Genomic DNA, 23,630 nt, shown 5'->3' on the forward strand with positions numbered 1-23,630 from the left:
TCGATTCACAACACCCGATACGAATGCTTTGCGTGCTGCATTACCATGCTCGGCCGCCCCTCGACTGCCAGCAGGAAGCCCATGAGCAGCCCCCCGGACATCACCCTTCACACCTCCCCGATAGCCGATTCGGAGCTGGACTTCGTTTTCACCTTCGAGCGGCGGCAAGTGGTGGATCGGGTCATTCGCTTGCAGGCGGGACGCGCGGTGGAGAGCGCCGATCCCTTCATCGACGACTGGTCCCCGGCCGAACGCCAAGAGGTGAAGGACACGCTGCGGGCCGCATTGGCCAACGGCGGCATGGTCTGCCTGGCGACCTGTAAGGGGCGGGTCGTCGGCTTCGCCTGTGTGGACGGCGCGCCTGTCGATCCCGGCGGGCGCTACCACCCCCTGAAGGAGTTTCACGTCGAGGCCAGCGAGCGTGGTCGGGGCATCGGGCGCCGGCTGTTTGCCCGCTGCCTTGAAGAGGCCCGTCGCAAGGGCTTCAAGCGCCTATATGTCTCTTCCCACTCGGCACGGGAGACGGTGCTGTTCTACCAGCGTCAGGGTTGCGTGGATGCGCAGTGGTTGTGGCCGGAGCAGGTGGAGCGGGAGCCGTTCGACTATCCGATGGAGTACGAGGTGGGGCGATGAGCAACGCAAGGGTGGGCAGGCCTGCCCTGTAGTCCTGCGAAGCGAAGGGCATGGCATCCGCTATTCAGGGATGCACTGGCGTTCGTCCGGTCTCAACTGCAGAGGCAAAAGCCATGCAGCGCTGGGCGGAAAGCTGCGGGACACAGCCCGTGATCACTCAGCACTGGAGGGCGATAAATCTGGATGGGTGTCGTCATAGGCCGGGCTTGTCTGCCCGATCTCAGGTGCAATCTGCCCGCAAGCCAGCCAGAACGCGTATTGGGGGTAGGCCTTCACAAGCACGTCGATCTCTTCCGTACTGACTCTTACCGCGCCTTTGCTGACGCTTCGCCAGCGGTCATGGTTGCCTCCCCCCAGCTCGCTGGCCTTTTTCGGTCCCAGCCGCTTGATCAACGCTCGTGCTCTATCGCCTGCGGTCTGCATAAAACGTCTTCAACGTTGCCGTCTCAAAACTTGATGCCAAGAGAGATTGTGTCTTCGCAGGTCGCCTTGTAGCCCGCTTTAGATAGCTCTTGCAGCACATCAGGCGCCCGGAAAGCGCGCGCGTGCATTCAGCGCCCATTGCTACTCAGCGCTGGACGACGGCACCTCTGAATGGGCTTCGTCATAGGCCGGGCTCGTTTGCCCGATCTCGGGCATGACCTCACCAGTCAGCAACCACCACCGGTACTGCGGGAACAACTCGGCGATAGCGAGGATCTCGCTCTCTTTGATTTCCCTGTTTCGGGAGGGGTTCTTGAGGTTGTTCCAGGTGTAGCGATTGATGCCCGTACGCTCCTCCAACTCAGGGAGGCGCATCTCTGAGGTTTTCAATATTTCAATGACACGCGATTTGATCATGATTTTTAGATCTAAAAATGATCTATCCATTTCGGATTTAATGTGACATTATCCAAATGACATCTATCCAATTTGGATTTATGCGTGATGGATAATTTCGTAACCGCGAATAGTGATGGAATGAGCATGGAACTGGAAGACCTTGCCCAGGCCACCTTGGCCACCCCTCAGCAGAATCTTGAAGCTGCAGCCCGCACTGATGTTGTCCGCAGCACCATTCATAACCGAACGGATCGCAGAGGCATTCCCTCCGACACACTGCGCGTACTAGCGCGCCATCGGGAGTGGAAAGCATGAGCGGGCAACCTGTGGACACCAGAACGGCCCTGGCAAACCTGGGACAGACGGTGGTGATGGAGTTGCACTGGGAAGAAGTGCCGCATCCGCTGTTCTGCTGCTACCACATCGTGGGTGTGGTGGTGCCGGTGGAAGGGGTTTGCGAGGAGGGCTACTTCCTGGTGAAGGACGCGCTGGCGCCGGGGCCGTTTCCGGATGAGCTGTTCTGGTCGGACATCCGCCGGATGAAGGTGCTGGTGCAGCGCCCCCTGCCAGCGCCAGGAGCGCGCGGGTATGCCTGAAAGCACGAAGCGGCCAGGGGCCTTGCTGGGCATGGGGCCGGGTTGCCGACGACTGACCCAGGGCTCTGCGACACTGGCCTGTGGTATCCGGTGCTAAGATTCTTTGGCAATTTTTGCCAAAGGGTGAACACGATGAGCACCATGAACATTTCCCTGCCCGACAGCCTCAAGAGCTTCGTCGACGAACAGGTCAGCCAGCGCGGCTACGGCACCAGCAGTGAGTACGTGCGCGAGCTGATCCGCAGGGACCAGGATCGTCAGCGCCTGCGCAGCCTGCTCCTGGAGGGCGCCTCGTCATCCCCTGCCACTCCGGCTGACGACACCTACTTCGAAGCACTGCGCAACCGGGTCCGGAATGCCAAGGCATGAAGGCCAAGCCCATCATCCCCCGGGTACGGGCCAACCAGGATATCGACGACACCATCAGCTACTACCTCAGCGAAGGCGCCGAGCAGGCAGCACTCGGCTTCATCGACGCGCTGGAGAGAACGTACAAGCGCATCGGTCGCCATCCCGAGGCGGGCTCATCGCGGTACGCCCATGAATTCGACCTGCCGGGGCTGCGCTCATGGGCGCTGGGGCGCTATCCCTATCTGGTGTTCTATCTGGAGCGCGAGGACCACATCGATGTGTGGCGCGTCCTGCACAACCAGCGGGATCTACCAGCCTGGATGCAGTCGGGCGACTGAAAGCACGGGCGCGGAAAGCACAAAGCCCCTGGCTCTCTCGAACCAGGGGCTTTGCTGTGTATGGCGGGAAGATAGGGATTTGAACCCTAGGTGCCATTGCTGACACAACGGATTTCGAATCCGTCCCGTTCGGCCACTCCGGCATCTTCCCGAACGGCGCGCATCATACCAGCTCATCCGCCGATGGCGAAGCCCATGAGGCGATTTTTTCGCGTGGTTTCAGATGCTTGCAGCAGGTCGGGCTTCCAGCCGCCGCCGCTCCGTTATCGGGGCGGCAGGCGGTGGGCGTACCCTCGGCTCAGGCAGTGAGCTTGGTGAGGGCTTCGCGGTACTTGTCGGCGGTCTTCTGGGCGACGTCGGCCGGTACGGCGGGGGCCGGCGGCTCCTTGTTCCAGCCGGTGGACTCGAGCCAGTCGCGGACGAACTGCTTGTCGAAGCTGGGCGGGTTCTTGCCTTCGACGTAGCTCTCGACGGGCCAGAAGCGGCTGGAGTCGGGGGTGAGCACTTCGTCCATGAGGGTCAGGGTGCCGTCTTCGTCGATGCCGAATTCGAACTTGGTGTCGGCGATGATGATGCCGCGGGTGGCGGCGTATTCGACGGCGGTGCTGTACAGGGCGATGGCGGTGTCACGGACCTTGGCGGCCAGTTCCTTGCCGATGATGGCTTCGCACTGCTCGAAGGAGATGTTCTCGTCGTGGTCGCCGACGGCGGCCTTGGTGGAGGGGGTGAAGATCGGCTGGGGCAGCTTGGAGGCTTCCTTGAGGCCGGCCGGCAGCTGGATGCCGCAGACGGTGCCGCTCTTCTGGTACTCCTTCCAGCCGGAACCGACGATGTAGCCACGGACGATGGCTTCGACGGCGACGGGCTTGAGGCGCTTGGCGACGACGGCGCGGCCTTCGACGAGGGGCAGCTCGGCGGCGGGGACGACGTCTTCGACGCGGTCACCGGTGAAGTGGTTGGGGACGATGCCGCTGAGCTTGTCGAACCAGAAGTTGGAGATGGCGGTGAGGATCTTGCCTTTCTCGGGGATGGGCTGGTCGAGGATGACGTCGAACGCGGAGAGCCGGTCGGTGGCAACCATGAGCATGCGCTTGTCGTCGATCTCGTACAGGTCGCGGACCTTGCCCGAATAGATCTTCTTCAGGCTCAGGGTGCTGGGAGTGGTCATGTCGTTTTCCGCCTCTATCAAACGAAACAGGCGAAACCGGGGTTTCGCCTATCGGGTTCCGCAGCCTGCACGGGGCCGGCCATTGGATGCCGGGCGGCGTGAGGGCCGCCCGGTTTCGGCTGTCAGCCGAGGTTTTCCTGGATCAGGGTCAGCACGCGGCGCGCCACGTCGGCGGGGGCGACGGTGTTGAGGTCCTTCTCGACGGTGACCTGGACGCTCTCGCCGACGCGGGTCAGGCGGACCTGGTAGCGCTCGGCACGGGCTTCGATCTCTTCCTTGCTCGGCGCGCTGCCGAACAGGCGACTGAAGAAGCCGGGCTCCTTGTCCTTCTCGGCACCCTCGGCGAGGTTGATGTAGTAGACGCCGAGGCTGCGGTTGATGTCGTCGACGCGGACGTCGCCCATTTCCAGGGCACGGCCGACGCTGGACCAGCCGCGGTCGAAGTCGGCACCGAGGTTGAGCACGGGGTTGCCGCTGCCGTCCTGGGTGAGGGTGACGCGGCTGGGGGCGTCGAAGTCGCGGGCGGCGAGCAGGGAGACGGAGCCGCCCTGTTCGGCGCTGCGGGCCAGGGTGGCGAGCATTTCGTCCATCAGCGCGGCTTCCAGGCCCGGGCTGTCGGAACGGCTCGGCCAGCCGGTGTCGGCGCTGCTGCCAGCCGGGCGGCTGGTGGTGAGGATGAAGATCTCGGAGGTGTTGCGCTGCACACCGGGCTCGATGCGCACGCGGGCACGCACTTCGCTGTCGGGCTCCAGGCCGCTCACGCGGCTGCCGAGGCGGCGGGCCAGGGGGGCGGAGAGCTGGTCGAGGCGCTGCCAGGCGGTGCTGAATTCACCGGTCTGCGGGCGCTCGTCGGCGATGCGGAAACCGCCGTCCTCGAAGAACTGGCGGGCCACCGGCCAGACTTCGGCCGGTACGCGCTGGGCGACGACCCAGCGGGAGTCGCCGCTCTTCTGCAGGCTGTACTCGCTGACTTCGCCACGCACCTGCAGGGGCTGCGGGCGCGGGACTTCGTAGTCGGGGTCGGTGCGGTTGTCGGCGACGTTGGCCGGGATCGGCAGCAGCGGGTCGAGCCGCTTGCTGTCGGCGTCCGCCGGCAGCTGCATGGGCGCGGCCTGGCGCGCTTCCTGGTAGTCGTTGCCGCGGTCGCGGAAGTAGCCTTTTTCGCCCCAGAGCCAGCCGCAACCGCTGGTACTGGAGATCATCAGGGCGAGCGCGGAGAGTCCGGCCAGTCGCTTCATGCGTTGTTGCTCCAAGGGTTAGGCAAGCACGCCGGACTGGCGCAGGGCCTGGCGCAGGGGTTCGTGGCAGCGGGGGCTGAGCCAGGTGAGCGGCAGGCGGATGCCGTCGGGGATCAGGCCCATTTCGTGAAGCGCCCACTTGACCGGGATCGGGTTGGACTCGATGAACAGGGCCTTGTGCAGCGGCATCAGCTTGTCGTTCAGGCCACGCGCGGTGGCGGTATCGCCGGCCATGGCGGCGGCGCAGAGCTGGGCCATCTCGCGGGGGGCGACGTTGGCGGTGACGGAGATGTTGCCCTTGCCGCCCATGAGCATCAGCTCGACGGCGGTGGCGTCGTCACCGGAGTAGACGAGGAAGTCCTTGCTGACGCGATCCAGTACTTCCTGGCCGCGCTTGAGGTCGCCGGTGGCTTCCTTGATGCCGATGATGTTGCCGATCTTGGCCAGGCGCTCGACGGTCTCGGGCAGCATGTCGCAGACGGTGCGGCCGGGGACGTTGTAGAGGATCTGGGGGATCGCGACGGATTCGGCGATGTGGCGGAAGTGCTGGTACAGGCCTTCCTGGGTCGGCTTGTTGTAGTAGGGGGTCACCAGCAGGCAGGCATCGGCGCCTACGTCCTTGGCGGCGGCGGTCAGTTCGACCGACTCACGGGTGGAGTTGCCGCCGGTGCCGGCGATGACCGGGATACGGCCGTTGACCTGATCCACCACGCGGCGGATGACTTCGACGTGCTCGGTGACATCCAGGGTGGCCGATTCGCCCGTGGTGCCGACCGCGACTATGGCGTTGGTGCCTTCCTGGAGGTGGAAATCCACCAGCTTGGCCAGGCTCGCCCAGTCCAGTTGACCCTGCGCGTCCATGGGCGTGACAAGCGCCACCATACTGCCCGCAATCATGCAACCGCTCCTGCCGGAAAAAGAGAGCGGTAATGGTACTGGCGGCCTGGGTCCAGCACAAGGTGACACGGGGCCTGCCAGCATTCCCCTTGGCGGCGCTTTTCGCTACCCTTCCCGCTTTGATAGACGCGGCCTCGCCGCCCTCCCCTCGCTTTAGGAACGCTGCATGTCCACCACCCCGCCCCGCGAACAATTCCTCGTGATCAGTGCCCTTGGCCGGAACCCGATGGACCTGACCACCGTGCTCTGCCGCGCCAGCCAGGAAAACCGCTGTGCCGTGGTCAGCAGCCGCATGACCCGCCACGGCGAGTACTGCGCCCTGGTGCTGCAGGTTTCCGGCAGCTGGGATGCGCTGGCGCGCCTGGAGTCCGGTGTACCGGCCCTGGCCAAGCGCCACGACTTCACCACCCACATGGTGCGCAGCGGCCTGCTGGAGCCGCGTCCGAACTCGATGCCGTACGTCGCCTATGTGAGCGCGGTGTACCGCCCGGACATCCTCAGCGAGCTGTGCCAGTTCTTCCTCGACCACCGTGTGGAGATCGAGAACCTGACCTGCGACACCTACCAGGCGCCGCAGACCATGGGCACGATGCTCAACGCGACCATCACCGTGACGCTGCCGGCCGGCACCCAGATCAGCTGGCTGCGCGATCAGTTCCTGGACTTCGCCGATGCGTTGAACCTGGACGCGCTGATCGAACCGTGGCGTCCGCAACACCCCTGAACAGAGGAGCTTTCCCATGGCCGTGAGCCTCGACCAGCCTGTCGCCGATTTCACCGCTGCCGCCACCAGTGGCGTGGAAGTGAAGCTGTCTGACCTGCGTGGCAAGCAGGTGGTGATCTACTTCTACCCGAAGGACAGCACCCCGGGGTGCACCACCGAGGGCCAGGACTTCCGTGATCGCCACGGCGCGTTCGAAGCCGCCAACACGGTGATCTTCGGCGTCTCCCGCGATGGCCTGAAGTCCCACGAGAACTTCAAGTGCAAGCAGGCCTTCCCCTTCGAGCTGATCTCGGACAAGGACGAAGCGCTGTGCCAGCTGTTCGACGTGATCCGCCAGAAGAAGCTCTACGGCAAGGAGTACCTGGGCGTCGACCGCAGCACCTTCCTGATCGACAAGGACGGCGTGCTGCGCCAGGAATGGCGCGGTGTGAAGGTGCCGGGCCATGCCGACGAGGTGCTGGCAGCCGCGCAGGCGCTGAACAAGGCCTGAGTCCCCGCCGCAATGAAAAATGCCGCGAATCTTCGCGGCATTTTTTTGCCCGTCACATGATGGGCGCAGGCCCGGCCGGCTCCGCAGAAGTACGTGGCCAGGCATCCAGCACCGCCTTGAACAGGGTGGCCAGGGGGATGGCGAAGAAGATGCCCCAGAAGCCCCACAGCCCGCCGAACAGCAGCACGGCGCAGATGATGGCCACCGGGTGCAGGTTGACCGCCTCGGAGAACAGCAGCGGCACCAGCACGTTGCCATCCAGGGCCTGGATGATGCCGTGGAGGACCATCAGGTAGATGAACTGATCGCCCCAGCCCCACTGGAACAGGCCGATCAACGCCACCGGCACGGTGACCACCACGGCGCCGATGTAGGGCACCACCACCGACAGGCCCACCAGCAGCGCCAGCAGGGCGGCGTAGTTGAGCCCGAGGGAAACGAAGGCGACGTAGGTGACGCCGCCGCAGATGACGATCTCGATGACCTTGCCACGGATGTAGTTGGCGATCTGCTGGTGCAGCTCCTTCCACACGCGGGTCATCAACTGCCGCTCGCGGGGCAGGTAGCCGCTCAGCCAGCGCAGGATCAGCTCGCGGTCCTTGAGGAAGAAGAACACCAGGATCGGCACCAGCACCAGGTAGATCATCAGGTTGACCAGCAGCGGCAGGCTGGAGAGGGAGAAGGTCAGCGCCCACTGGCCGAACTTGCCGATCTCGCTGCGGGTGACCTCGATGGCATTGAGCACCTGCTCGTCGGTCACCAGGTGCGGATAGCGCTCCGGCAGCAGCAACAGCAGCGACTGCCACTCGCCGAGCATGCGCGGCAACTCGTTGAAGAGGTTGCTCAGCTGCTGCCAGAGCAGCGGCAGCAGCACCACGAGGAACAGCGCCAGCAGGCCGATGAACAGGGTGAATACCACCCAGACGGCCGCCGGGCCCGGCATCCGCAGACGCTCCAGCTGGTTGACCAGCCCCTGCATCAGGAAGGCGAGCACCAAGCCGGCCAGCACCGGGGCGAGCATGTTGCCGAGGGTGAGCACCAGGGTGAAGCCCAGCACGAGGAAGACGGCCAGCACCACGGCCTCTTCATCGGAGAAGTAGCGCTGCACCCAGTCACGAAGCACCTTGAACATCGGAATCCCTCGAACGCGGCGCTCAGGCCTTGCGCAACCAGTAGCGGAACACGCCGTCGGCGGCGTCCTCGTGCAGCAGCTCGTGCCCCGCCAGGCGGGCGAAGGCACGGAAATCGCGTTGCGAACCGGCGTCGGTGGCGGTGACCTTGAGGACTTGGCCGCTGGCGAGGCGGTTGAGTTCGAGCTTGGCCTTGAGCAACGGCAGGGGGCAGTTGAGCCCGCTGGCATCCAGCTCGGCGTCGAAGGGGACGGCGTCGGTCATGGGGCATCTCCAGAAGGGCGCCTAGGATACAGAAGCGTTCTCTGCGCTGGCCAGCCGAGCGGAATGAAAGCTACATTTACGCCTTTGCCGCTACGAGCCACCGTGCATGAACCCGTTGCGCCCTACCCTGCTAGCGCTTGCCTGTCTCCTCGCCACGCCGGCCATGGCCGATGACCTGCCCTCGCTGGGGGATGCCAGCTCCTCCATCGTTTCGCCCGACCAGGAACACAAGCTGGGCCGTGCCTGGCTGGGCCTGCTGCGCGCACAGGTGGAGCAACTGCCCGACCCGCAGCTCAAGGAATACGTGGAAAGCAGCGTCTACCGGCTGGCCGAGTCCAGCCAGTTGCAGGACCGCCGCCTGGAATTCGTGCTGCTGAAAAGCCCGCAACTGAACGCCTTCGCCGCACCCGGCGGGATCATCGGCGTCAACGGCGGCCTGTTCCTCTATGCGCCCAACGAAGCCGAGTACGCCTCGGTCATGGCCCACGAACTCGCGCACCTGTCCCAGCGCCACTTCGCACGCGGGGTGGAAGCCCAGCAGCGCATGCAGATCCCGGTGATGGCAGCGATGCTCGCCGGCATCGTCGCGGCAGCGGCCGGCGCCGGTGACGCGGGCATGGCGGCGATCATGTCGACCCAGGCAGCGGCCATCCAGGAGCAGCGGCGCTTCTCCCGCCAGAACGAGCAGGAGGCCGACCGCATCGGCCTGCTCAACCTGGAAAAGGCCGGCTATGACCCACGCGCCATGCCGAACATGTTCGAGCGACTGATGCGCCAGTACCGCTACGACTCCAAGCCGCCGGAATTCCTGCTGACCCACCCGGTGACCGAATCCCGTATCGCCGACACCCGCAACCGCGCCGAGCAGCTGCCTGCTGGCGGTGTGGAGAACAGCCTGCGCTACCAGCTGATGCGTGCGCGGGTGCAGCTGATGTTCGAGGAAACCCCGGGCATCTCCGCCAAGCGCTTCCGCGCCATGCTGGACAGCGATCCCAAGCTGGACGCGGCGCGCTACGGCCTGGCCATCGCCCAGATCAAGGCCGGACAGTTGAACGAGGCCCGCGAGGCGCTGACGCAGTTGCTGGCCAAGGCGCCCAACGAGGTGGCCTACAACCTGGCCCAGGTGGACCTGGACATCACCGCCAACCGCCTGCCGGACGCGCAGAAGCGGGTGGACCGGCTGCTCGGCCTCTACCCTGCCAGCTACCCGCTGAAGCAGGCCCGGGTGGACCTGCTGCTGAAGCAGAACAAGCCCCAGGACGCCGAGAAGGTACTGGACGACCTGGCCCGCACCCGCGCCAACGACCCGGACATCTGGTACCAGGTGGCGGAAGTGCGCGGCCTGGCCGGCAACACCATCGGCCTGCACCAGGCCCGTGCCGAATACTTCGCCCTGGTGGGGGATTTCGACCAGGCGATCGAGCAACTGGACTTCGCCAAGCGCCGGGCCAGCAGCAACTTCCCGCTGGCAGCCCGCATCGACGCGCGCCAGCAGGAGCTGATCGAGCAGCAGAAGGCGGTGAAGCAGATGATGCGCTGAGCCTGCGCCGAAACGAAAAAGCCCGGACATCGATCCGGGCTTTTTCTTGTGCGCTGTGGGCTCAGGCGTTGCCGCTGAGCTTCATGCGGGCGGCCTGGGTGAAATCGAGCATGCGCTTGAGCGGCTTGACGGCACGAGGGATCAGCGCGGCGTCGACGAAGATCTCGTTGCTGCCTTCACGCAGGCACTGCAGGGTGCGCTCCAGGGTGTTCATGGCCATCCACGGGCAATGGGCGCAGCTGCGGCAGGCGGCACCGTTGCCGGCGGTGGGGGCTTCGATGAACTGCTTGTCCGGGCAGAGCTGCTGCATCTTGTAGAAGATGCCGCGGTCGGTGGCGACGATGAAGGTCTTGTTCGGCAGCGTCTGGGCGGCCTTGATCAACTGGCTGGTGGAGCCGATGGCATCGGCCAGCTCGATGACCGACTCGGGCGACTCCGGGTGCACCAGGATGGCGGCGTCCGGGTAGAGCGCCTTCATGTCTTCGAGCTGCTTGGCCTTGAACTCCTCGTGGACGATGCAGGCACCGTCCCACAGCAGCATGTCGGCGCCGGTCTCACGCTGGATGTAGCGGCCCAGGTGCTGGTCGGGTGCCCAGAGGATCTTCTCGCCGTTGTCCATCAGGCTCTCGACGATCTCCAAAGCACAGCTGGAGGTGACGACCCAGTCCGCCCTCGCCTTCACGGCTGCAGAGGTGTTGGCATAGACGACGACCGTGCGCTCGGGGTGCTGGTCGCAGAAGGCGGAGAACTCATCCACCGGGCAGCCCAGGTCGAGGGAGCACGTGGCCTCGAGGGTCGGCATCAGCACGCGTTTCTCGGGGTTGAGGATCTTGGCGGTCTCGCCCATGAAGCGCACGCCAGCGACCACGACGGTCTGGGCAGCGTGCTGGTTGCCGAAGCGCGCCATCTCCAGGGAGTCGGAGACGCAGCCACCGGTCTCTTCCGCCAGCGCCTGGATGACCGGGTCGCAATAGTAGTGGGCCACCAGGACGGCGTTCTGCGCCTTGAGCTCGGCCGCGATCGCCTGGCGCAGCTGGGTCTCTTCTTCGGGCGTCAGTTGCCGGGGTTGCTTGGCCGCCAGGTGGGCCTGGACGAGGAAACGTTCGGAGAGCTGGGACATGTCTGCGGACCTGCGGGACGCCTGAGCGTGGAAGCCATGTAGAACCACGGGCCGGACGACGGTCAGGCACGCGGGCGGCGGATGATAGCGCAGATCAATGACGGGGTGGATGGCTGCGGCGCCACAACGAAAAAGCGGGAAGACCTTTCGATCTTCCCGCTTCTGTTGGCCTCTTCGAGGCCTTGTATGGTGGGTCGTGTAGGATTCGAACCTACGACCAATTGGTTAAAAGCCAACTGCTCTACCGACTGAGCTAACGACCCAATGCGAGGCGTATAATACTGATTTTATTCAGGAATTCAACACCCCTCGGAAAAATTTTTCAGAAATAGGGTGTCGGATCTTCCACGCCGGCCGCCGCAAAGCCTGCGGCGCGCAGCCGGCAGCTGTCGCACTTGCCGCATGCGCGCCCCTGGTCGTCGGCCTGGTAGCAGGAAACGGTCAGGCCGTAGTCCACCCCCTGGGCGATACCGGCCCGGATGATCTCGGCCTTGGAGAGGTTCTGCAACGGCGCCTGGATGCGGAACCCCTGCCCTTCCACACCCGCCTTGGTGGCGAGGTTGGCCATGCGCTCGAAGGCATCGACGAACTCGGGGCGGCAGTCCGGGTAGCCGGAGTAATCCACGGCATTCACACCAATGAAGATGTCGCGCGCACCCAGCACCTCGGCCCAGCCCAGCGCCAGGGAGAGGAACACGGTGTTGCGTGCTGGCACATAGGTGACGGGGATGCCCTCGGTGGGGCTCTCCGGCACGGCGATGCTGTCGTCGGTCAGCGCCGAACCGCCGATGCCGTTGAGGTTGAGGCCGATGACCTTGTGCTCCACGACACCCAGCTGGCGAGCCACGCGCTCGGCTGCCTGCAGCTCGGCCCGGTGCCGCTGGCCATAGTCGAAGCTCATGGTGTAGCAGACGTAGCCGTCGGCACGGGCCAGGGCTACGACGGTGGCGGAATCCAGGCCGCCGGAAAGAAGGATGACCGCTTTCTTGTCGCTCATGTCAATGTCCCGGTTCGTCGTTCCAGAGAATCTTGTGCAGCTGCAGTTGCAGGCGGACGGGCAGGTTGTCCGCCACGATCCAGTCGGCCAGTTGGCGCGCGTCCACCTGGTGGTGGCTAGGGGAGAACAGCACCTCGCCGGCCCGCTGTTCAAGGCGGTACTCGATGAGCTTGGAGACCGCCCAGTCGTAGTCCTCACGGGAGCAGATGACGAACTTCACCTGGTCGTTAGGGGTGAGCTGGGCAATGTTCTCGTAGCGATTGCGCGCGACTTCGGCGGAGCCGGGCGTCTTGAAGTCAAGCACGCGGCTCACGCGGGTGTCGACGGCGGCGATGTCGAGGGCGCCGCTGGTCTCCAGGGACACCTCGTAGCCGGCATCGCACAGGCGCGCCAGCAGCGGGATGCAGTTGGGCTGGGCCAGCGGCTCACCTCCGGTGACGCAGACATGGCGCGGCCGGTAGGCGGCCACCTGCTCGAGGATGTCGTCGAGGGACTGGAGTTGCCCGCCATTGAAGGCATAGGCGGTGTCGCAGTACTGGCAGCGCAGGGGACAGCCGGTCAGGCGCACGAATACCGTCGGCAAGCCGGCGGTACGCGTCTCCCCCTGCAACGAGTAGAAGATCTCGGTGATTCGCAGGGTCTGTTGCATAAGGGCCACGGGCGTGACGGCGAAACAGGCCATCCGCCTCCGTTGCGGGTAAGAAGGGCGGCGATTCTAAACGAAAAAACCCGCGACGGGCGCGGGTTTCTCGATGGACGCGAGGGACTCAGCGAAGACGCTGCAGGTCGCGCTGGGCCAGTTGGGCAGCCGAAGTGCCCGGGTACTGGGAAATCACCTGGCGGAGGATGCCCTTGGCCTTGTCGGCGTTACCCAGGCGCTGCTCAACATCGGCGAGCTTGTAGAGCGAGTCGGGCACCTTGGCGTGCTGCGGGTAGGTCTGGCTGACACGGGCAAAGGCCTGGCCAGCACCTTGCAGGTCGCCTTTGGCCAGGTTCACTTCACCGAGCCAATACTGGGCATTACCGGCGTACTGGCTGTTGGGGTATTTGCGCAGGAAAGCGGTGAAGGCCTGGCTGGCCTTGTCGAAGTCCTTGGCCTTGATGAGGTCGAAGGCGGCTTCGTAGTAGAGCTTTTCCTTGGCGGGGTCGGCAGGCTCGTTGCTCGCAGCAGGTTGCTGGGCGGGAGCGGCGGGGGCACCGGCGGCGTTGATGGCGCCATCGGCGGGAGCATTCTGTTGGGACGGAGCCGGGGCACCTGCGGCGCCAGAGCTCAGCCGGCTGTCCAGGTCCTGGTAGCGTTCCAGGCTCTGTTGCTTCAGCTGTTGGATCTCGTTCTGCTGTTCTTCGACCATGCCGCGCAGGCGACCGATCTCTTCCTGCATCTGCTGCAGTTGCATGAACAGCTCGCCTTGCGCGGAAACCGGGGCTTGCGCCCCGGTTCCGGCATAGGCGCCGTTCGTACCATAACCAGCGGGCGGATAAGCGCCGTAACCGGCGTTGTTTCCGTCCACCACGGGAACCTCGGCAAACGCTGCGAAGGGCAGGCTACCCAGGGCCAATACAGTCAAAGCACGACGGCACTTGCGCATAGCTATTACTTACGCAGCTCTACGCGACGGTTCTGAGCCCAGGACTGCTCGTCGTTGCCGGTGGCAACCGGACGCTCTTCACCGTAGGAAACCAGTTCCAGCTGAGCCGGGGAAACGCCCTGCAGAACCAGGTAGCGCTGAACGGCCTTGGCACGACGCTCACCCAGAGCCATGTTGTACTCGCGGGTGCCGCGCTCGTCGGTGTGGCCTTCCAGAACAACGCGGTTGCCGTTGGCTTTCAGGTCCTTGGCGTGTACGTCCAGAGCGCGCATGGCTTCCGGCTTCAGGTCGGAGCTGTCGTACTCGAAGTAGAAGGTGGTGATGGCGCGCAGAGCGGCTTCTTCGCTCAGGCTGGAATCCAGACCACTGTTGTTGGCGTTGTAGCCAGCGTTCGGATCTACGGCGCCTTCGCCGGAGTTTTCGCCGCCCTTGGAGGAGCAACCTACTGCTACGGCCATGGCCAGAGCCAGTGCTGCGAATTTACCGAACTTGATCATTTCCATCGTTGTAACTCCTAATGAGCCCCAGTGTGTTTAGCAAAAAGCAAATAGTCAGCACCGCGTCAGTTCAGGTACGGCGACCAGGACGGTTCGCGGATATCGCCTTGAACGGTTGGAATTGGAAGCCGCACGCGCCCATTGGTGGACACGAGCATCAGGACTCCCTGGCCCTGCTGGCGGGTGGCGTAGATTAGCATGGTGCCGTTGGGCGCAACAGTGGGCGAATCGTCCAGCGAGGTGTTGGAAAGGATGCGCGGAGCGGCCCCGGCACGGGTCAGATCGAGGGCGGCCACCTTGAAGTTGGTGAAGCCATCCTGGCGGTGGATCATCACCAGGGTCTTCTCGTCAGCGGAGAGTTTCGGGTTGGCGTTGTAGTTGCCCACGAAGGTCACGCGCTGCGGTTCCCCACCGTTGATGTTGGCCTTGTAGATCTGCGGCTTGCCGGCACGGTCGGAGGTGAAGTACAGGGTCTGGCCGTCGGCGCCCCAGAAGGGTTCGGTGTCGATGGCCATGTGGTTGGTGACGCGGCGCAGCTGACGGCTGCCCAGGTCCATCACGTAGATCTCCGGGTTGCCGTCCTTGGACAGGACGAATGCCAGGCGATTGCCTTCCGGCGACCAGGCCGGCGCACCGTTGAGGCCTTCGAAGTTGGTGATCTGCTCGCGGCGACCGGTATCGATGTGCTGGATGAAGATGCGCGGACGCTTCTGCTCGAACGAGACATAGGCGATGCGACGACCATCCGGCGCATAGCGCGGCGAGAGGATCGGCTCGCGGGATTGCAGCAGGGTCACGGCGCGGGCGCCGTCATAGTCGGAGCGCTGCAGGGTGTAGCGGGTGTTGTTCACCGAGAAGCGCTCTGCGGTGACATACAGCATGCGGGTGGAGAAAGCGCCCTTCACACCGGTGAGCTTCTCGAAGGCCTGGTCGGAGACGTAGTGGGCCATGTCACGCAACTGGTCGGTGGAACCGCTGACGGTTCCGGCGAACACCTGCTGCTCGGTCGCGACGTTGAACAGGGCGAACTGCACCTGCAGGCGACCTGCAGCCGGCACGATGCTGCCGACGAGCACGTACTGGGCGCCCAGCGCCTTCCAGTCGCGGTAGATCACTTCGGCTGCCTGGGTCGGCAGGCTGATCATGTTCTGACGCGGGATGGGCTCGAAGTAGCCGGAGTTGCGCAGGTCGTTGCCGATGATCTCGGACATGTCTTCCGGCAGCACGGTGCCGCCCTGCCAGCCGAACGGGACGACGGCGATGGGCGTGGCGCTGTTGGCACCACCGGTAATCAGTAGCGGGTCAGCGGCCTGAACGGTACCGACCAGCATGGTCAGACCGAGCAGGACGATACGAATCAGTGTGTTCACAGACCTAAATCCTCCGGTTTGAAGATGACGCGGCGCTGCCTGTAGAGCTTATCGAAGGTAGCGCGATCCAATTGTTGCATTTCGGGGATACGACCCACGTTGCGCACCGCCGCCACGGCGGAGCTGTCGAAAGGCGCATCACCGCTGGAGCGGGTCACGCTGGCGTTGGTGACGGTGCCATCCGGAAGCATCTGGATCAGCAATTCGACACTCATGCCCTTGCGCGTGGTAGGCGGCTTCTGCCAGTTCTCGCTGATCAGCTTGATGATCAGGTCATCCAGGCTACCCGCCACCTGATCGCCTACCTCATCGGCAAGCGCCTGCTGGTTCTCGGCCTTGTCGGACAGGAGGTCTGCCAACGCAGCCGCCTTCTGGTCACGGGCCGCCTTGCGCTTGGCTTCTTCCGCCGCTTTCTTCTTGGCCTCTTCGGCTGCCTTTTTCTTGGCATCCTCGGCGGCTTTCTTCTTCGCTTCCTCGGCCGCCTTCTTCTTGGCGTCCTCAGCCGCTTTCTTCTTCGCCTCTTCGGCGGCCTTCTTCTTGGCCTCCTCTTCGGCTTTTTTCTTGGCTTCTTCCTCGGCCTTCTTCTTGGCGATGTCGGCCTGCTGCTTCTTGGCCGCTTCCTCGGCCGCCTTCTTGGCGTCCTCGGCCTTCTTCGCCTCTTCGGCTTTCTTGGCTTCTGCCGCCTTTCGAACTTCCTCGGCTTTCTTTTGTTCCGCGGCCTTGGCGGCAGCCACTTTCTGCTCTTCCGCCTTCTTCATTTCCAGCTGCTCGGCTTCATACATCGGAGCCGCGGTCTTCTTGGCCTCGCCGGCGATCTTCTGGTTGGTCTGGGTGGTCGCCTGGCTCTGGGACTTCAGCTGGTAAAGCGTGGCCTGGACGATGGGGCGCGCCGGCGGCAGCTCCGGGGTGAAGGCGAAGCTGACGAAGAGCATGCCGAAGATGAGCACATGCAGCCCGACAGCCCATACGACGGGCCAGAAGTAGCTTTCAGAGGGGGAGCGTTCGCTCTGCTGATGCATCAGGGCGCCTCGGTGATCAGCCCGACATTGCCGACGCCGGCCTGCTGCAGGCCACCCATGACCGCCATGACGGAGCCATAGTCGACCGCCTTGTCACCCCGGACGAAGACCTGGACCTTCTTACCCTGGCTGGCGTTCTGGCTCATGATCGCGGTCACGGTGCGCACCAGGTCCGGCAGCGCCGTGGCGGTTTCGCTGCCCTTGCCCTGGTCCGGGTCGACTTCCTCGCCCATGTTCCAGTAGTAGGTCTTGTCGGCCTTGATGGAGATGGTGAGCACGCGGGAGTTGTTGTCCTGCGGCAGCACCTCGCTGGAGACCTTAGGCAGGTCGACCTTGACGCCCTGGTTGAGCATGGGCGCCGTCACCATGAAGATGACCAGCAGCACCAGCATCACGTCGATGTAGGGCACCACGTTCATCTCGGCGACCGGCTTGCGTTTATGGCGGTTTCTGGCCATGGCTTGGAACCTGTCCTTTCGTTGAACCTGCGTCTATCACTCGTCGCTGGTGTGCACCTTACGGTGCAGGATGGCCTGGAACTCGTCGGCGAAGGTGTAGTAGCGACCGATCAGGGTTTCGCCACGGGCCGAGAAGCGGTTGTAGGCGATGACCGCCGGGATCGCCGCGAACAGGCCGATGGCGGTGGCGATCAGGGCCTCGGCGATACCGGGAGCAACGGTCGCCAGGGTGGCCTGCTGGACCTGAGCCAGGCCACGGAAGGAGTTCATGATCCCCCAGACGGTGCCGAACAGGCCGATATAGGGGCTGGTGGAGCCAACGGTGGCGAGGAACGGCAGGCTCTGCTCGAGCTTTTCCTCTTCACGGGAAATGGCCACGCGCATGGCACGGGCCACGCCCTCCATCACCGCGTCCGGGTCGACGCCGGGCTGCTGGCGCAGGCGGGAGAACTCCTTGAAACCGGCACGGAAGATCTGCTCCACGCCGCAGTCCGGATCCGGGTTGCTGCCGGCCTGGCGGTACAGCTTGGACAGGTCGATGCCCGACCAGAAGCGCTCCTCGAAGGCCTCCAGGGACTTCTTGGCCGCACGCAGCAGGTTGCTGCGCTGGAAAATCATGATCCACGAGGTGACCGAGGCGGCCACCAGGGTGAGCATGACCAGTTGCACCACGAGGCTGGCGTTGCTGATCAGGCTCCACATGGAGGTATGGTCGACGACGTTGGCTTCCACGCTTAGTCTCCTGCAGGGGATTGGCCCGGTACGGCGGCGAAGGCTTCACGCAGCGCTTCGGGGATCGCCCGGGGTTTCAAACTGTCGGCGCGCACACAGGCCACCAGGAACTGCCCTTCGCAGAGCAGCGCATCATCCGTAACCCGCCTCACCTGTTGACGAAACTTCAGGCTCGCACGGTTCAATTCGATCACTTCGGCGCTGATGGCCAGTTCATCGTCCAGGCGGGCCGGCTTGTGGTAACGCGCTTCGGCCGAATGCACGACGAACAACAGGTTCTCCCCGACCAGCTCGGACTGGGCAAAACCCAGGCTCCGCAGGTACTCGGTTCGAGCCCGCTCCATGAACTTGAGGTAGTTGACGTAATAGACGATGCCGCCGGCATCGGTGTCCTCGTAATAGACGCGGCTCCGATGCACGAAGGGTGGGGCCTCATTTTGCGCGCGCATACTCTAGTGCTTACTCCAAGGGTTGCCAATCCGGCCCGACAACTGTTTTTGCGCCGTTCCGACGCACGCTTCGACCGCGGGGATGTTCATTCGTCACCCGGGGTGAACAAATCCCCCGAGGGCTCCTCCAGCAGCCGCCCCGGCAGCTTCAGGCCGAAGTGCAGGTAGGCATGCCGGGTGACCACCCGTCCGCGCGGGGTGCGCATGATGTAGCCCTGCTGGATCAGGTAGGGCTCCAGCACATCCTCGATGGTGTGCCGCTCTTCGCTGATGGCAGCGGCGAGGCTGTCGACGCCGACCGGGCCCCCGTCGAACTTGTCGATCATCGCCAGCAGTAGACGCCGGTCCTGGTGGTCGAAGCCACGTTCATCCACATCCAGCAGGTTGAGCGCCTGGTCAGCGATGACGCGGGTGATCTGCCCCTGGGCCCGGACTTCGGCAAAATCCCGCACGCGGCGCAGCAGGCGGTTGGCGATACGCGGCGTGCCACGGGCGCGGCGGGCGATCTCGAAGGCGCCCTCCGGCTCGATGTGCAGCCCGAGGATGCCGGCGGAGCGCGCCACGATGGTGGAGAGGTCCTGGGTGTTGTAGAACTCCAGGCGCTGGACGATGCCGAAGCGATCCCGCAGCGGGTTGGTCAGCATCCCGGCGCGGGTGGTGGCTCCTACCAGGGTAAAGGGCGGCAGGTCGAGCTTGATGGAGCGGGCCGCCGGGCCTTCGCCGATCATGATGTCCAGCTGGAAGTCTTCCATCGCCGGGTAGAGCACTTCCTCGACCACGGGCGAGAGGCGGTGGATTTCGTCGACGAACAGCACGTCGCCCGCTTCGAGGTTGGTCAGCAGCGCCGCCAGGTCGCCTGGTCGCTCCAGCACCGGGCCGGAGGTGCTCTTGAGGGAGACGCCCATCTCGTGGGCGATGATGTTGGCCAGGGTGGTCTTGCCCAGGCCGGGCGGACCGAAGATCAGGGTATGGTCCAGGGCCTCCCCCCGCCCCTTGGCGGCCTTGATGAACAGCTCCATCTGCTCGCGCACCACCGGCTGGCCGATGTAGTCGGCCAGGCTCAGCGGGCGAATGGCACGGTCCAGCTGTTCGTCGCGGTCACGGCTGCTGGCAGTGATCAGGCGGTCGGCTTCGATCATCGGGGCTTACACCATTCCTTTCAGGGCGCGGCGGATCATTTCCTCGCTGGACAACCCTTCTTCCTTGATCGCAGCGACGGCGCGACTGGCTTCCTGCGGCTTGAAGCCGAGGGCGATGAGGGCGCTGAGGGCGTCGCTTTCGGCGCTGGAAACACCGGCACCGGCCACAGGCTCGACAATGAGCGGGGCGATGGTGGGCATGTTCTCCCAGGCTTTGAAACGGTCCTTGAGCTCCACCAGCAGGCGCTCGGCGGTCTTCTTGCCGACGCCAGGGATCTTCACCAGCGTGGACGTGTCCTGGGCCTGCACGCAGCGAACCAGTTCATCCACTTCCAGCCCGGACATGAGCGCCAGGGCCAGCTTGGGGCCGACGCCGTTGAGGCGGATCAGCTCGCGAAACAGCTCCCGGTCACGGCGCTCGTAGAAGCCATAGAGCAGATGCGCGTCCTCCCGCACCACCAGGTGGGTGTGCAGGGTGACGGGCTCGCCGACACTGGGCAGGCGGTAGAGGGTGGTCATGGGCACTTCCAGTTCGTAGCCGACGCCATTGACGTCGAGGATCAGGTGCGGCGGCTGTTTCTCCGCCAAGGTGCCACGCAAACGTCCGATCACGAAGAGCGTCCTTAAATGAGGTTACAAACGCAGGCGGCCACTGCGCCGCTTGGCGGTGGCCAGCCCATGGGGAATCAGGCTCTGCCGATGGTGGGCGTGGCAGAGGGCGATGGCCAGGGCGTCGGAGGCGTCGATCTGCGGCTTCTGCACCAGCTTGAGCAGGTGCATGACCATCATCTGCACCTGCTGCTTGTCGGCGCCGCCAGTGCCAGCAATGGCCTGCTTCACCTGGCTGGCGGTGTACTCGGCCACCTCCAGCCCCTCCTCCACCGCCGCCACGATGGCAGCCCCGCGGGCCTGCCCGAGCTTGAGGGCGGAGTCGGCATTGCGCGCCATGAACACCTGTTCGATGCCCATGGTGACGGGGCCGTGGGTCTGGATCACTTCACGCACGCCACGGAAGACGATCTGCAGGCGCTCCTGCAGCGGGCCCGCCCCTGTGCGTATGCAGCCGGAAGCGACGTACTCGCACCCTCGCCCGGTGTCACGCACCACACCGTAGCCGGTGATGCGCGAACCCGGGTCGATACCAAGAATCAGGGTCATGCCGCCCGTCTCTCCACGTGCCGGCGAACCAGCACACTGTCTATTTATCCAGCCGCGAGTATACGGACCGGCCCTCCAACAAAAAAGCCGGAAGCGCACGAGGCGACTTCCGGCTTCAGGCGCAGGCTGGAACTCAGTCCAGCTGCTCCATGATCTCGTCGGGGATCTCGGCGTTGTGATAGACGTTCTGCACGTCGTCGAGGTCTTCGAGCATGTCGATCAGCTTCAGCACCTTCTGGGCGGTCTCCAGGTCGGCAATGGGAGCGCTGATGGACGGGATCATGGCGATCTCGGCTTCCTCACCCTTGAACCCGGCGGCCTGCAGGGCCTCGTTCACGGCATGGAAGTCGGGGAAGCTGGTGGACACCAGGGCGGAACCGTCCTCGCCCATTTCCACATCCTCGGCACCGGCCTCCAGGGCTGCTTCCATCAGCGCATCTTCGTCGACGCCAGGGGCGAAGCTGATCTGGCCCTTGCGGTCGAACATGTAGGCGACGGAACCGTCGGTCCCCAGGTTGCCCCCGCACTTGGTGAAGGCGTGGCGCACTTCCGCAGCGGTGCGGTTACGGTTGTCGGTCATGGCCTCGATGATGATGGCCACGCCACTGGGCGCGTAACCCTCGTAGGTCAGCTCGGCCATGTTGTCGGCATCGTTGTTGCCGGCACCACGGGCGATGGCGCGATCGATGGTGTCGCGCGGCATGTTGGCGGTCAGCGCCTTGTCCACGGCCAGGCGCAGACGCGGGTTGTCCGCCGGGTTCGGGCCGCCGTGCTTGGCCGACACGGTCAGCTCACGGATCAGTTTGGTGAAGATCTTGCCCCGCTTGGCGTCCTGCCGACCCTTGCGGTGCTTGATGTTGGCCCACTTGGAATGACCAGCCATAACGCACTCCGTACTCTGCTTTGACGGACGGCGCCCTGGGGCGCCGTCGCGGTTGGTTCTACTTACTCAGCCTTGGGCTGCTCGCGCAGCCGGATGTTCAGCTCACGCAGGGCCTTGGCATCCACGACACCCGGCGCCTGGGTCATGACGCAGGCGGCACTCTGGGTTTTCGGGAAGGCGATCACTTCGCGGATCGACGAGGCGCCGGTCATCAGCATCACCAGGCGGTCCAGGCCGAAGGCCAGGCCGCCGTGCGGCGGAGCACCGAACTTCAGGGCGTCCAGCAGGAAGCCGAACTTCTCCTGCTGCTCGTCTTCGCTGATGCCCAGCACGCGGAACACCGCCTGCTGCATCGCCTTGTCGTGGATACGGATCGAACCGCCACCCAGCTCGGTGCCGTTGAGCACCATGTCGTAAGCGCGGGACAGCGCGGCGGCCGGGTTGGCCTCCAGCTCTTCCGGGCTGCACTTGGGCGAGGTGAAGGGGTGGTGCATGGCGGTGAGACTGCCGTCGTCGTTCTCTTCGAACATCGGGAAGTCGACCACCCACAGCGGGGCCCACTCGCAGGTCAGCAGGTTCAGGTCGTGGCCCAGGCGGATGCGCAGAGCACCCAGGGCGTCGCAGACGACCTTGGCCTTGTCGGCACCGAAGAACACGATGTCACCATCGACTGCACCTACGCGATCGAGGATCACGTTCAGGTTCGGCTCGGCGATGTTCTTGACGATGGGCGACTGCAGGCCCTCGACGCCCTTGGCGCGCTCGTTGACCTTGATGTAGGCCAGGCCCTTGGCACCGTAGTTGCCGACGAACTTGGTGTACTCGTCGATCTTGCTGCGCGGCATGCTCGCACCGCCCGGTACGCGCAGGGCGGCGACACGGCCTTTCGGGTCGTTGGCCGGGCCGGAGAAGACCTTGAAGTCGACATCCTTCAGTTGGTCAGCCACGTCCACCAGCTCCAGCGGGATGCGCAGGTCCGGCTTGTCGGAGCCGTAGCGGCGCATGGCTTCGGCCAGGGTCATGTGGGGGAATTCACCGAACTCCAGATCCAGCACTTCCTTGAACAGGTTGCGGATCATGGTCTCGGTGATGCCCATGATGTCGTTCTCATCGAGGAAGCTGGTCTCGATGTCGATCTGGGTGAATTCCGGCTGACGATCGGCACGCAGGTCCTCGTCGCGGAAGCACTTGGCGATCTGGTAGTAGCGGTCGAAGCCGGCCACCATCAGCAGCTGCTTGAAGAGCTGGGGCGACTGCGGCAGGGCGAAGAAGCTGCCGGGATGGGTGCGGCTGGGCACCAGGTAGTCGCGGGCGCCTTCCGGAGTGGCGCGGGTGAGGATCGGGGTCTCGACGTCGAGGAAGCCGTTCTCGTCCAGGTAGCGGCGGATGCTGCTGGTGATGCGCGAGCGCAGCTTCAGCTTGGCGGCCATTTCCGGGCGACGCAGGTCGATGAAGCGGTAGCGCAGGCGGGTTTCCTCGCCCACGTCGGAGTACTCGTCCAGCGGGAAGGGCGGGGTTTCGGCCTGGTTCAGGACTTCCAGCTCATAGCCCAGCACCTCGATGGCACCGGACGCCATGTTGGCGTTGCGCGCACCCTCGGGGCGCAGGCGCACCTTGCCGGTGATCTTGACCACGTACTCGCTGCGCACGCGGTCGGCCTTGGCGAAGGTGTCGGCACGATCCGGGTCGAAGACCACCTGGGCCAAGCCTTCACGATCGCGGATATCAAGGAAGATGACCCCGCCATGGTCGCGACGGCGGTGAACCCAGCCGCAAAGGGTGATTTCCTGGCCGTCCAGGCTCTCGTTCAGTTGGCCGCAATAATGGCTGCGCATCATGGTCGTGTTTCGCTTCTCTGAGTCGTGAATTCGTCGGGCCGCTGGGCACGAGGGGAAATATCGTCCATCGGCGCCAGACCGGCCGACAAGGCGACCGGAGGCGCATCGCCCCGGTGCTTCGGCAGGCCGAGCACAGGCCCGCAACCGTGGCAAAGGGCCGGATTATATATGGTTAATCGATACCGCGCAG

General features: G+C 64.5%; 30 protein-coding genes and 2 tRNA genes. 8 read left to right on the forward strand and 24 right to left on the reverse strand.

Annotated elements, in window-relative coordinates:
- The first annotated feature begins 81 nt into the window (after positions 1 to 81).
- On the forward strand, positions 82 to 633 hold the full coding sequence (locus BM198_RS19940; RefSeq protein ID WP_167368481.1) for a GNAT family N-acetyltransferase: 552 nt from the start codon (positions 82 to 84) through the stop codon (positions 631 to 633).
- Positions 634 to 786: 153 nt separating this feature from the next.
- Here BM198_RS19940 and BM198_RS19945 read toward each other — a convergent pair whose 3' ends face one another.
- Positions 787 to 1,026, reverse strand: a complete 240-nt coding sequence (locus BM198_RS19945) for a DNA-binding protein (RefSeq protein WP_081672337.1) — start codon at positions 1,024 to 1,026, stop codon at positions 787 to 789.
- Between the two features lie 171 nt (positions 1,027 to 1,197).
- Positions 1,198 to 1,473, reverse strand: a complete 276-nt coding sequence (locus BM198_RS19950) for a helix-turn-helix domain-containing protein (RefSeq protein ID WP_074971879.1) — start codon at positions 1,471 to 1,473, stop codon at positions 1,198 to 1,200.
- Positions 1,474 to 1,599: 126 nt separating this feature from the next.
- Here BM198_RS19950 and BM198_RS30225 point away from each other — a divergent pair, with 126 nt between their 5' ends.
- The 4 genes from BM198_RS30225 to BM198_RS19965 all read left to right on the forward strand — a co-directional run bounded on the left by BM198_RS30225 (position 1,600) and on the right by BM198_RS19965 (position 2,740).
- Complete coding sequence (locus BM198_RS30225; protein WP_160481535.1) at positions 1,600 to 1,770, forward strand: hypothetical protein; 171 nt, start codon at positions 1,600 to 1,602, stop codon at positions 1,768 to 1,770.
- A complete protein-coding gene (locus BM198_RS19955) occupies positions 1,767 to 2,051 on the forward strand; it encodes a hypothetical protein (RefSeq protein ID WP_074971880.1) in 285 nt (94 codons plus the stop codon). Before BM198_RS30225 ends, BM198_RS19955 begins: the two co-directional genes overlap by 4 nt.
- A 132-nt stretch (positions 2,052 to 2,183) precedes the next feature.
- On the forward strand, positions 2,184 to 2,420 hold the full coding sequence (locus tag BM198_RS19960) for a type II toxin-antitoxin system ParD family antitoxin (protein ID WP_074971881.1): 237 nt from the start codon (positions 2,184 to 2,186) through the stop codon (positions 2,418 to 2,420).
- Positions 2,417 to 2,740, forward strand: a complete 324-nt coding sequence (locus tag BM198_RS19965) for a type II toxin-antitoxin system RelE/ParE family toxin (protein ID WP_074971882.1) — start codon at positions 2,417 to 2,419, stop codon at positions 2,738 to 2,740. Before BM198_RS19960 ends, BM198_RS19965 begins: the two co-directional genes overlap by 4 nt.
- A 61-nt stretch (positions 2,741 to 2,801) precedes the next feature.
- Here the strand turns inward: BM198_RS19965 and BM198_RS19970 are convergent.
- The 4 genes from BM198_RS19970 to dapA form a co-directional block, all read right to left on the reverse strand.
- Positions 2,802 to 2,891, reverse strand: a tRNA-Ser gene (locus BM198_RS19970).
- A 147-nt stretch (positions 2,892 to 3,038) separates the two neighbouring features.
- Complete coding sequence (locus tag BM198_RS19975; protein ID WP_044414056.1) at positions 3,039 to 3,908, reverse strand: phosphoribosylaminoimidazolesuccinocarboxamide synthase; 870 nt, start codon at positions 3,906 to 3,908, stop codon at positions 3,039 to 3,041.
- 122 nt (positions 3,909 to 4,030) lie between these two features.
- A complete protein-coding gene (bamC, locus tag BM198_RS19980; protein ID WP_044414059.1) occupies positions 4,031 to 5,146 on the reverse strand; it encodes an outer membrane protein assembly factor BamC in 1,116 nt (371 codons plus the stop codon).
- Positions 5,147 to 5,164: 18 nt separating this feature from the next.
- Positions 5,165 to 6,043: a 4-hydroxy-tetrahydrodipicolinate synthase gene (gene dapA, locus BM198_RS19985; RefSeq protein WP_074971883.1), complete on the reverse strand. Its 879-nt coding sequence runs from the start codon at positions 6,041 to 6,043 to the stop codon at positions 5,165 to 5,167.
- 166 nt (positions 6,044 to 6,209) lie between these two features.
- Between dapA and BM198_RS19990 the strand changes: the two genes are divergently transcribed.
- Together BM198_RS19990 and BM198_RS19995 are read left to right on the forward strand one after the other, a co-directional pair.
- Positions 6,210 to 6,767 (forward strand): glycine cleavage system transcriptional repressor, encoded by a 558-nt coding sequence (locus BM198_RS19990; RefSeq protein ID WP_044414064.1) that lies wholly within the window; start codon positions 6,210 to 6,212, stop codon positions 6,765 to 6,767.
- A gap of 16 nt (positions 6,768 to 6,783) precedes the next feature.
- The gene (locus tag BM198_RS19995; RefSeq protein WP_069562186.1) at positions 6,784 to 7,257 is read left to right on the forward strand and encodes a peroxiredoxin; all 474 of its coding nucleotides are present in this window, start codon (positions 6,784 to 6,786) and stop codon (positions 7,255 to 7,257) included.
- A gap of 52 nt (positions 7,258 to 7,309) precedes the next feature.
- Here the strand turns inward: BM198_RS19995 and BM198_RS20000 are convergent, their stop codons facing one another.
- Positions 7,310 to 8,389 carry an AI-2E family transporter gene (locus BM198_RS20000; RefSeq protein WP_074971884.1) on the reverse strand — a complete coding sequence of 360 codons (1,080 nt, stop codon included), beginning with the start codon at positions 8,387 to 8,389 and terminating at the stop codon, positions 7,310 to 7,312.
- A 22-nt stretch (positions 8,390 to 8,411) separates the two neighbouring features.
- Positions 8,412 to 8,651 (reverse strand): sulfurtransferase TusA family protein, encoded by a 240-nt coding sequence (locus BM198_RS20005; RefSeq protein WP_044414073.1) that lies wholly within the window; start codon positions 8,649 to 8,651, stop codon positions 8,412 to 8,414.
- Positions 8,652 to 8,757: 106 nt separating this feature from the next.
- On the opposite strand from BM198_RS20005, the gene BM198_RS20010 reads away from it, so the two are divergent.
- Positions 8,758 to 10,191 carry a M48 family metalloprotease gene (locus tag BM198_RS20010; protein ID WP_044414076.1) on the forward strand — a complete coding sequence of 478 codons (1,434 nt, stop codon included), beginning with the start codon at positions 8,758 to 8,760 and terminating at the stop codon, positions 10,189 to 10,191.
- Positions 10,192 to 10,252: 61 nt separating this feature from the next.
- Here the strand turns inward: BM198_RS20010 and nadA are convergent, their stop codons facing one another.
- The 16 genes from nadA to aspS form a co-directional block, all read right to left on the reverse strand.
- Positions 10,253 to 11,311 (reverse strand): quinolinate synthase NadA, encoded by a 1,059-nt coding sequence (nadA, locus tag BM198_RS20015; RefSeq protein WP_044414080.1) that lies wholly within the window; start codon positions 11,309 to 11,311, stop codon positions 10,253 to 10,255.
- A gap of 187 nt (positions 11,312 to 11,498) precedes the next feature.
- Positions 11,499 to 11,574, reverse strand: a tRNA-Lys gene (locus BM198_RS20020).
- Positions 11,575 to 11,633: 59 nt separating this feature from the next.
- Positions 11,634 to 12,308, reverse strand: coding sequence for a 7-cyano-7-deazaguanine synthase QueC (gene queC, locus BM198_RS20025; protein ID WP_074971885.1), 675 nt, complete (start codon positions 12,306 to 12,308; stop codon positions 11,634 to 11,636).
- A gap of 1 nt (position 12,309) precedes the next feature.
- Positions 12,310 to 12,957, reverse strand: a complete 648-nt coding sequence (gene queE, locus BM198_RS20030; RefSeq protein WP_074971977.1) for a 7-carboxy-7-deazaguanine synthase QueE — start codon at positions 12,955 to 12,957, stop codon at positions 12,310 to 12,312.
- 118 nt (positions 12,958 to 13,075) lie between these two features.
- Positions 13,076 to 13,897 (reverse strand): tol-pal system protein YbgF, encoded by an 822-nt coding sequence (ybgF, locus tag BM198_RS20035; RefSeq protein WP_074971886.1) that lies wholly within the window; start codon positions 13,895 to 13,897, stop codon positions 13,076 to 13,078.
- A gap of 5 nt (positions 13,898 to 13,902) precedes the next feature.
- Positions 13,903 to 14,400, reverse strand: coding sequence for a peptidoglycan-associated lipoprotein Pal (gene pal / locus BM198_RS20040; RefSeq protein WP_044414089.1), 498 nt, complete (start codon positions 14,398 to 14,400; stop codon positions 13,903 to 13,905).
- Positions 14,401 to 14,459: 59 nt separating this feature from the next.
- Positions 14,460 to 15,764, reverse strand: a complete 1,305-nt coding sequence (tolB, locus tag BM198_RS20045) for a Tol-Pal system beta propeller repeat protein TolB (RefSeq protein ID WP_074971887.1) — start codon at positions 15,762 to 15,764, stop codon at positions 14,460 to 14,462.
- On the reverse strand, positions 15,761 to 16,783 hold the full coding sequence (gene tolA / locus BM198_RS20050; RefSeq protein WP_074971888.1) for a cell envelope integrity protein TolA: 1,023 nt from the start codon (positions 16,781 to 16,783) through the stop codon (positions 15,761 to 15,763). The genes tolB and tolA overlap by 4 nt, the downstream gene beginning before the upstream one ends.
- The gene (gene tolR / locus BM198_RS20055; protein WP_044414098.1) at positions 16,783 to 17,241 is read right to left on the reverse strand and encodes a protein TolR; all 459 of its coding nucleotides are present in this window, start codon (positions 17,239 to 17,241) and stop codon (positions 16,783 to 16,785) included. Before tolR ends, tolA begins: the two co-directional genes overlap by 1 nt.
- Before the next feature lie 36 nt (positions 17,242 to 17,277).
- Entirely contained in the window at positions 17,278 to 17,973 is a 696-nt protein-coding gene (gene tolQ / locus BM198_RS20060; RefSeq protein WP_044414101.1) for a protein TolQ, read from the reverse strand.
- Positions 17,974 to 17,975: 2 nt separating this feature from the next.
- A complete protein-coding gene (gene ybgC / locus BM198_RS20065) occupies positions 17,976 to 18,422 on the reverse strand; it encodes a tol-pal system-associated acyl-CoA thioesterase (RefSeq protein ID WP_044414103.1) in 447 nt (148 codons plus the stop codon).
- Between the two features lie 86 nt (positions 18,423 to 18,508).
- Positions 18,509 to 19,561: a Holliday junction branch migration DNA helicase RuvB gene (ruvB, locus tag BM198_RS20070; protein ID WP_044414106.1), complete on the reverse strand. Its 1,053-nt coding sequence runs from the start codon at positions 19,559 to 19,561 to the stop codon at positions 18,509 to 18,511.
- 6 nt (positions 19,562 to 19,567) lie between these two features.
- Entirely contained in the window at positions 19,568 to 20,173 is a 606-nt protein-coding gene (ruvA, locus tag BM198_RS20075) for a Holliday junction branch migration protein RuvA (RefSeq protein ID WP_044414109.1), read from the reverse strand.
- Between the two features lie 21 nt (positions 20,174 to 20,194).
- Positions 20,195 to 20,719, reverse strand: coding sequence for a crossover junction endodeoxyribonuclease RuvC (gene ruvC / locus BM198_RS20080; RefSeq protein WP_044414112.1), 525 nt, complete (start codon positions 20,717 to 20,719; stop codon positions 20,195 to 20,197).
- Positions 20,720 to 20,852: 133 nt separating this feature from the next.
- A complete protein-coding gene (locus BM198_RS20085) occupies positions 20,853 to 21,602 on the reverse strand; it encodes a YebC/PmpR family DNA-binding transcriptional regulator (RefSeq protein WP_044414115.1) in 750 nt (249 codons plus the stop codon).
- A 62-nt stretch (positions 21,603 to 21,664) separates the two neighbouring features.
- Positions 21,665 to 23,440, reverse strand: a complete 1,776-nt coding sequence (gene aspS / locus BM198_RS20090) for an aspartate--tRNA ligase (RefSeq protein ID WP_044414118.1) — start codon at positions 23,438 to 23,440, stop codon at positions 21,665 to 21,667.
- Positions 23,441 to 23,630: the final 190 nt, after the last annotated feature.

It is taken from the genome of Metapseudomonas otitidis (assembly GCF_900111835.1).
GTDB classification, from domain to species: Bacteria; Pseudomonadota; Gammaproteobacteria; order Pseudomonadales; family Pseudomonadaceae; genus Metapseudomonas; species Metapseudomonas otitidis.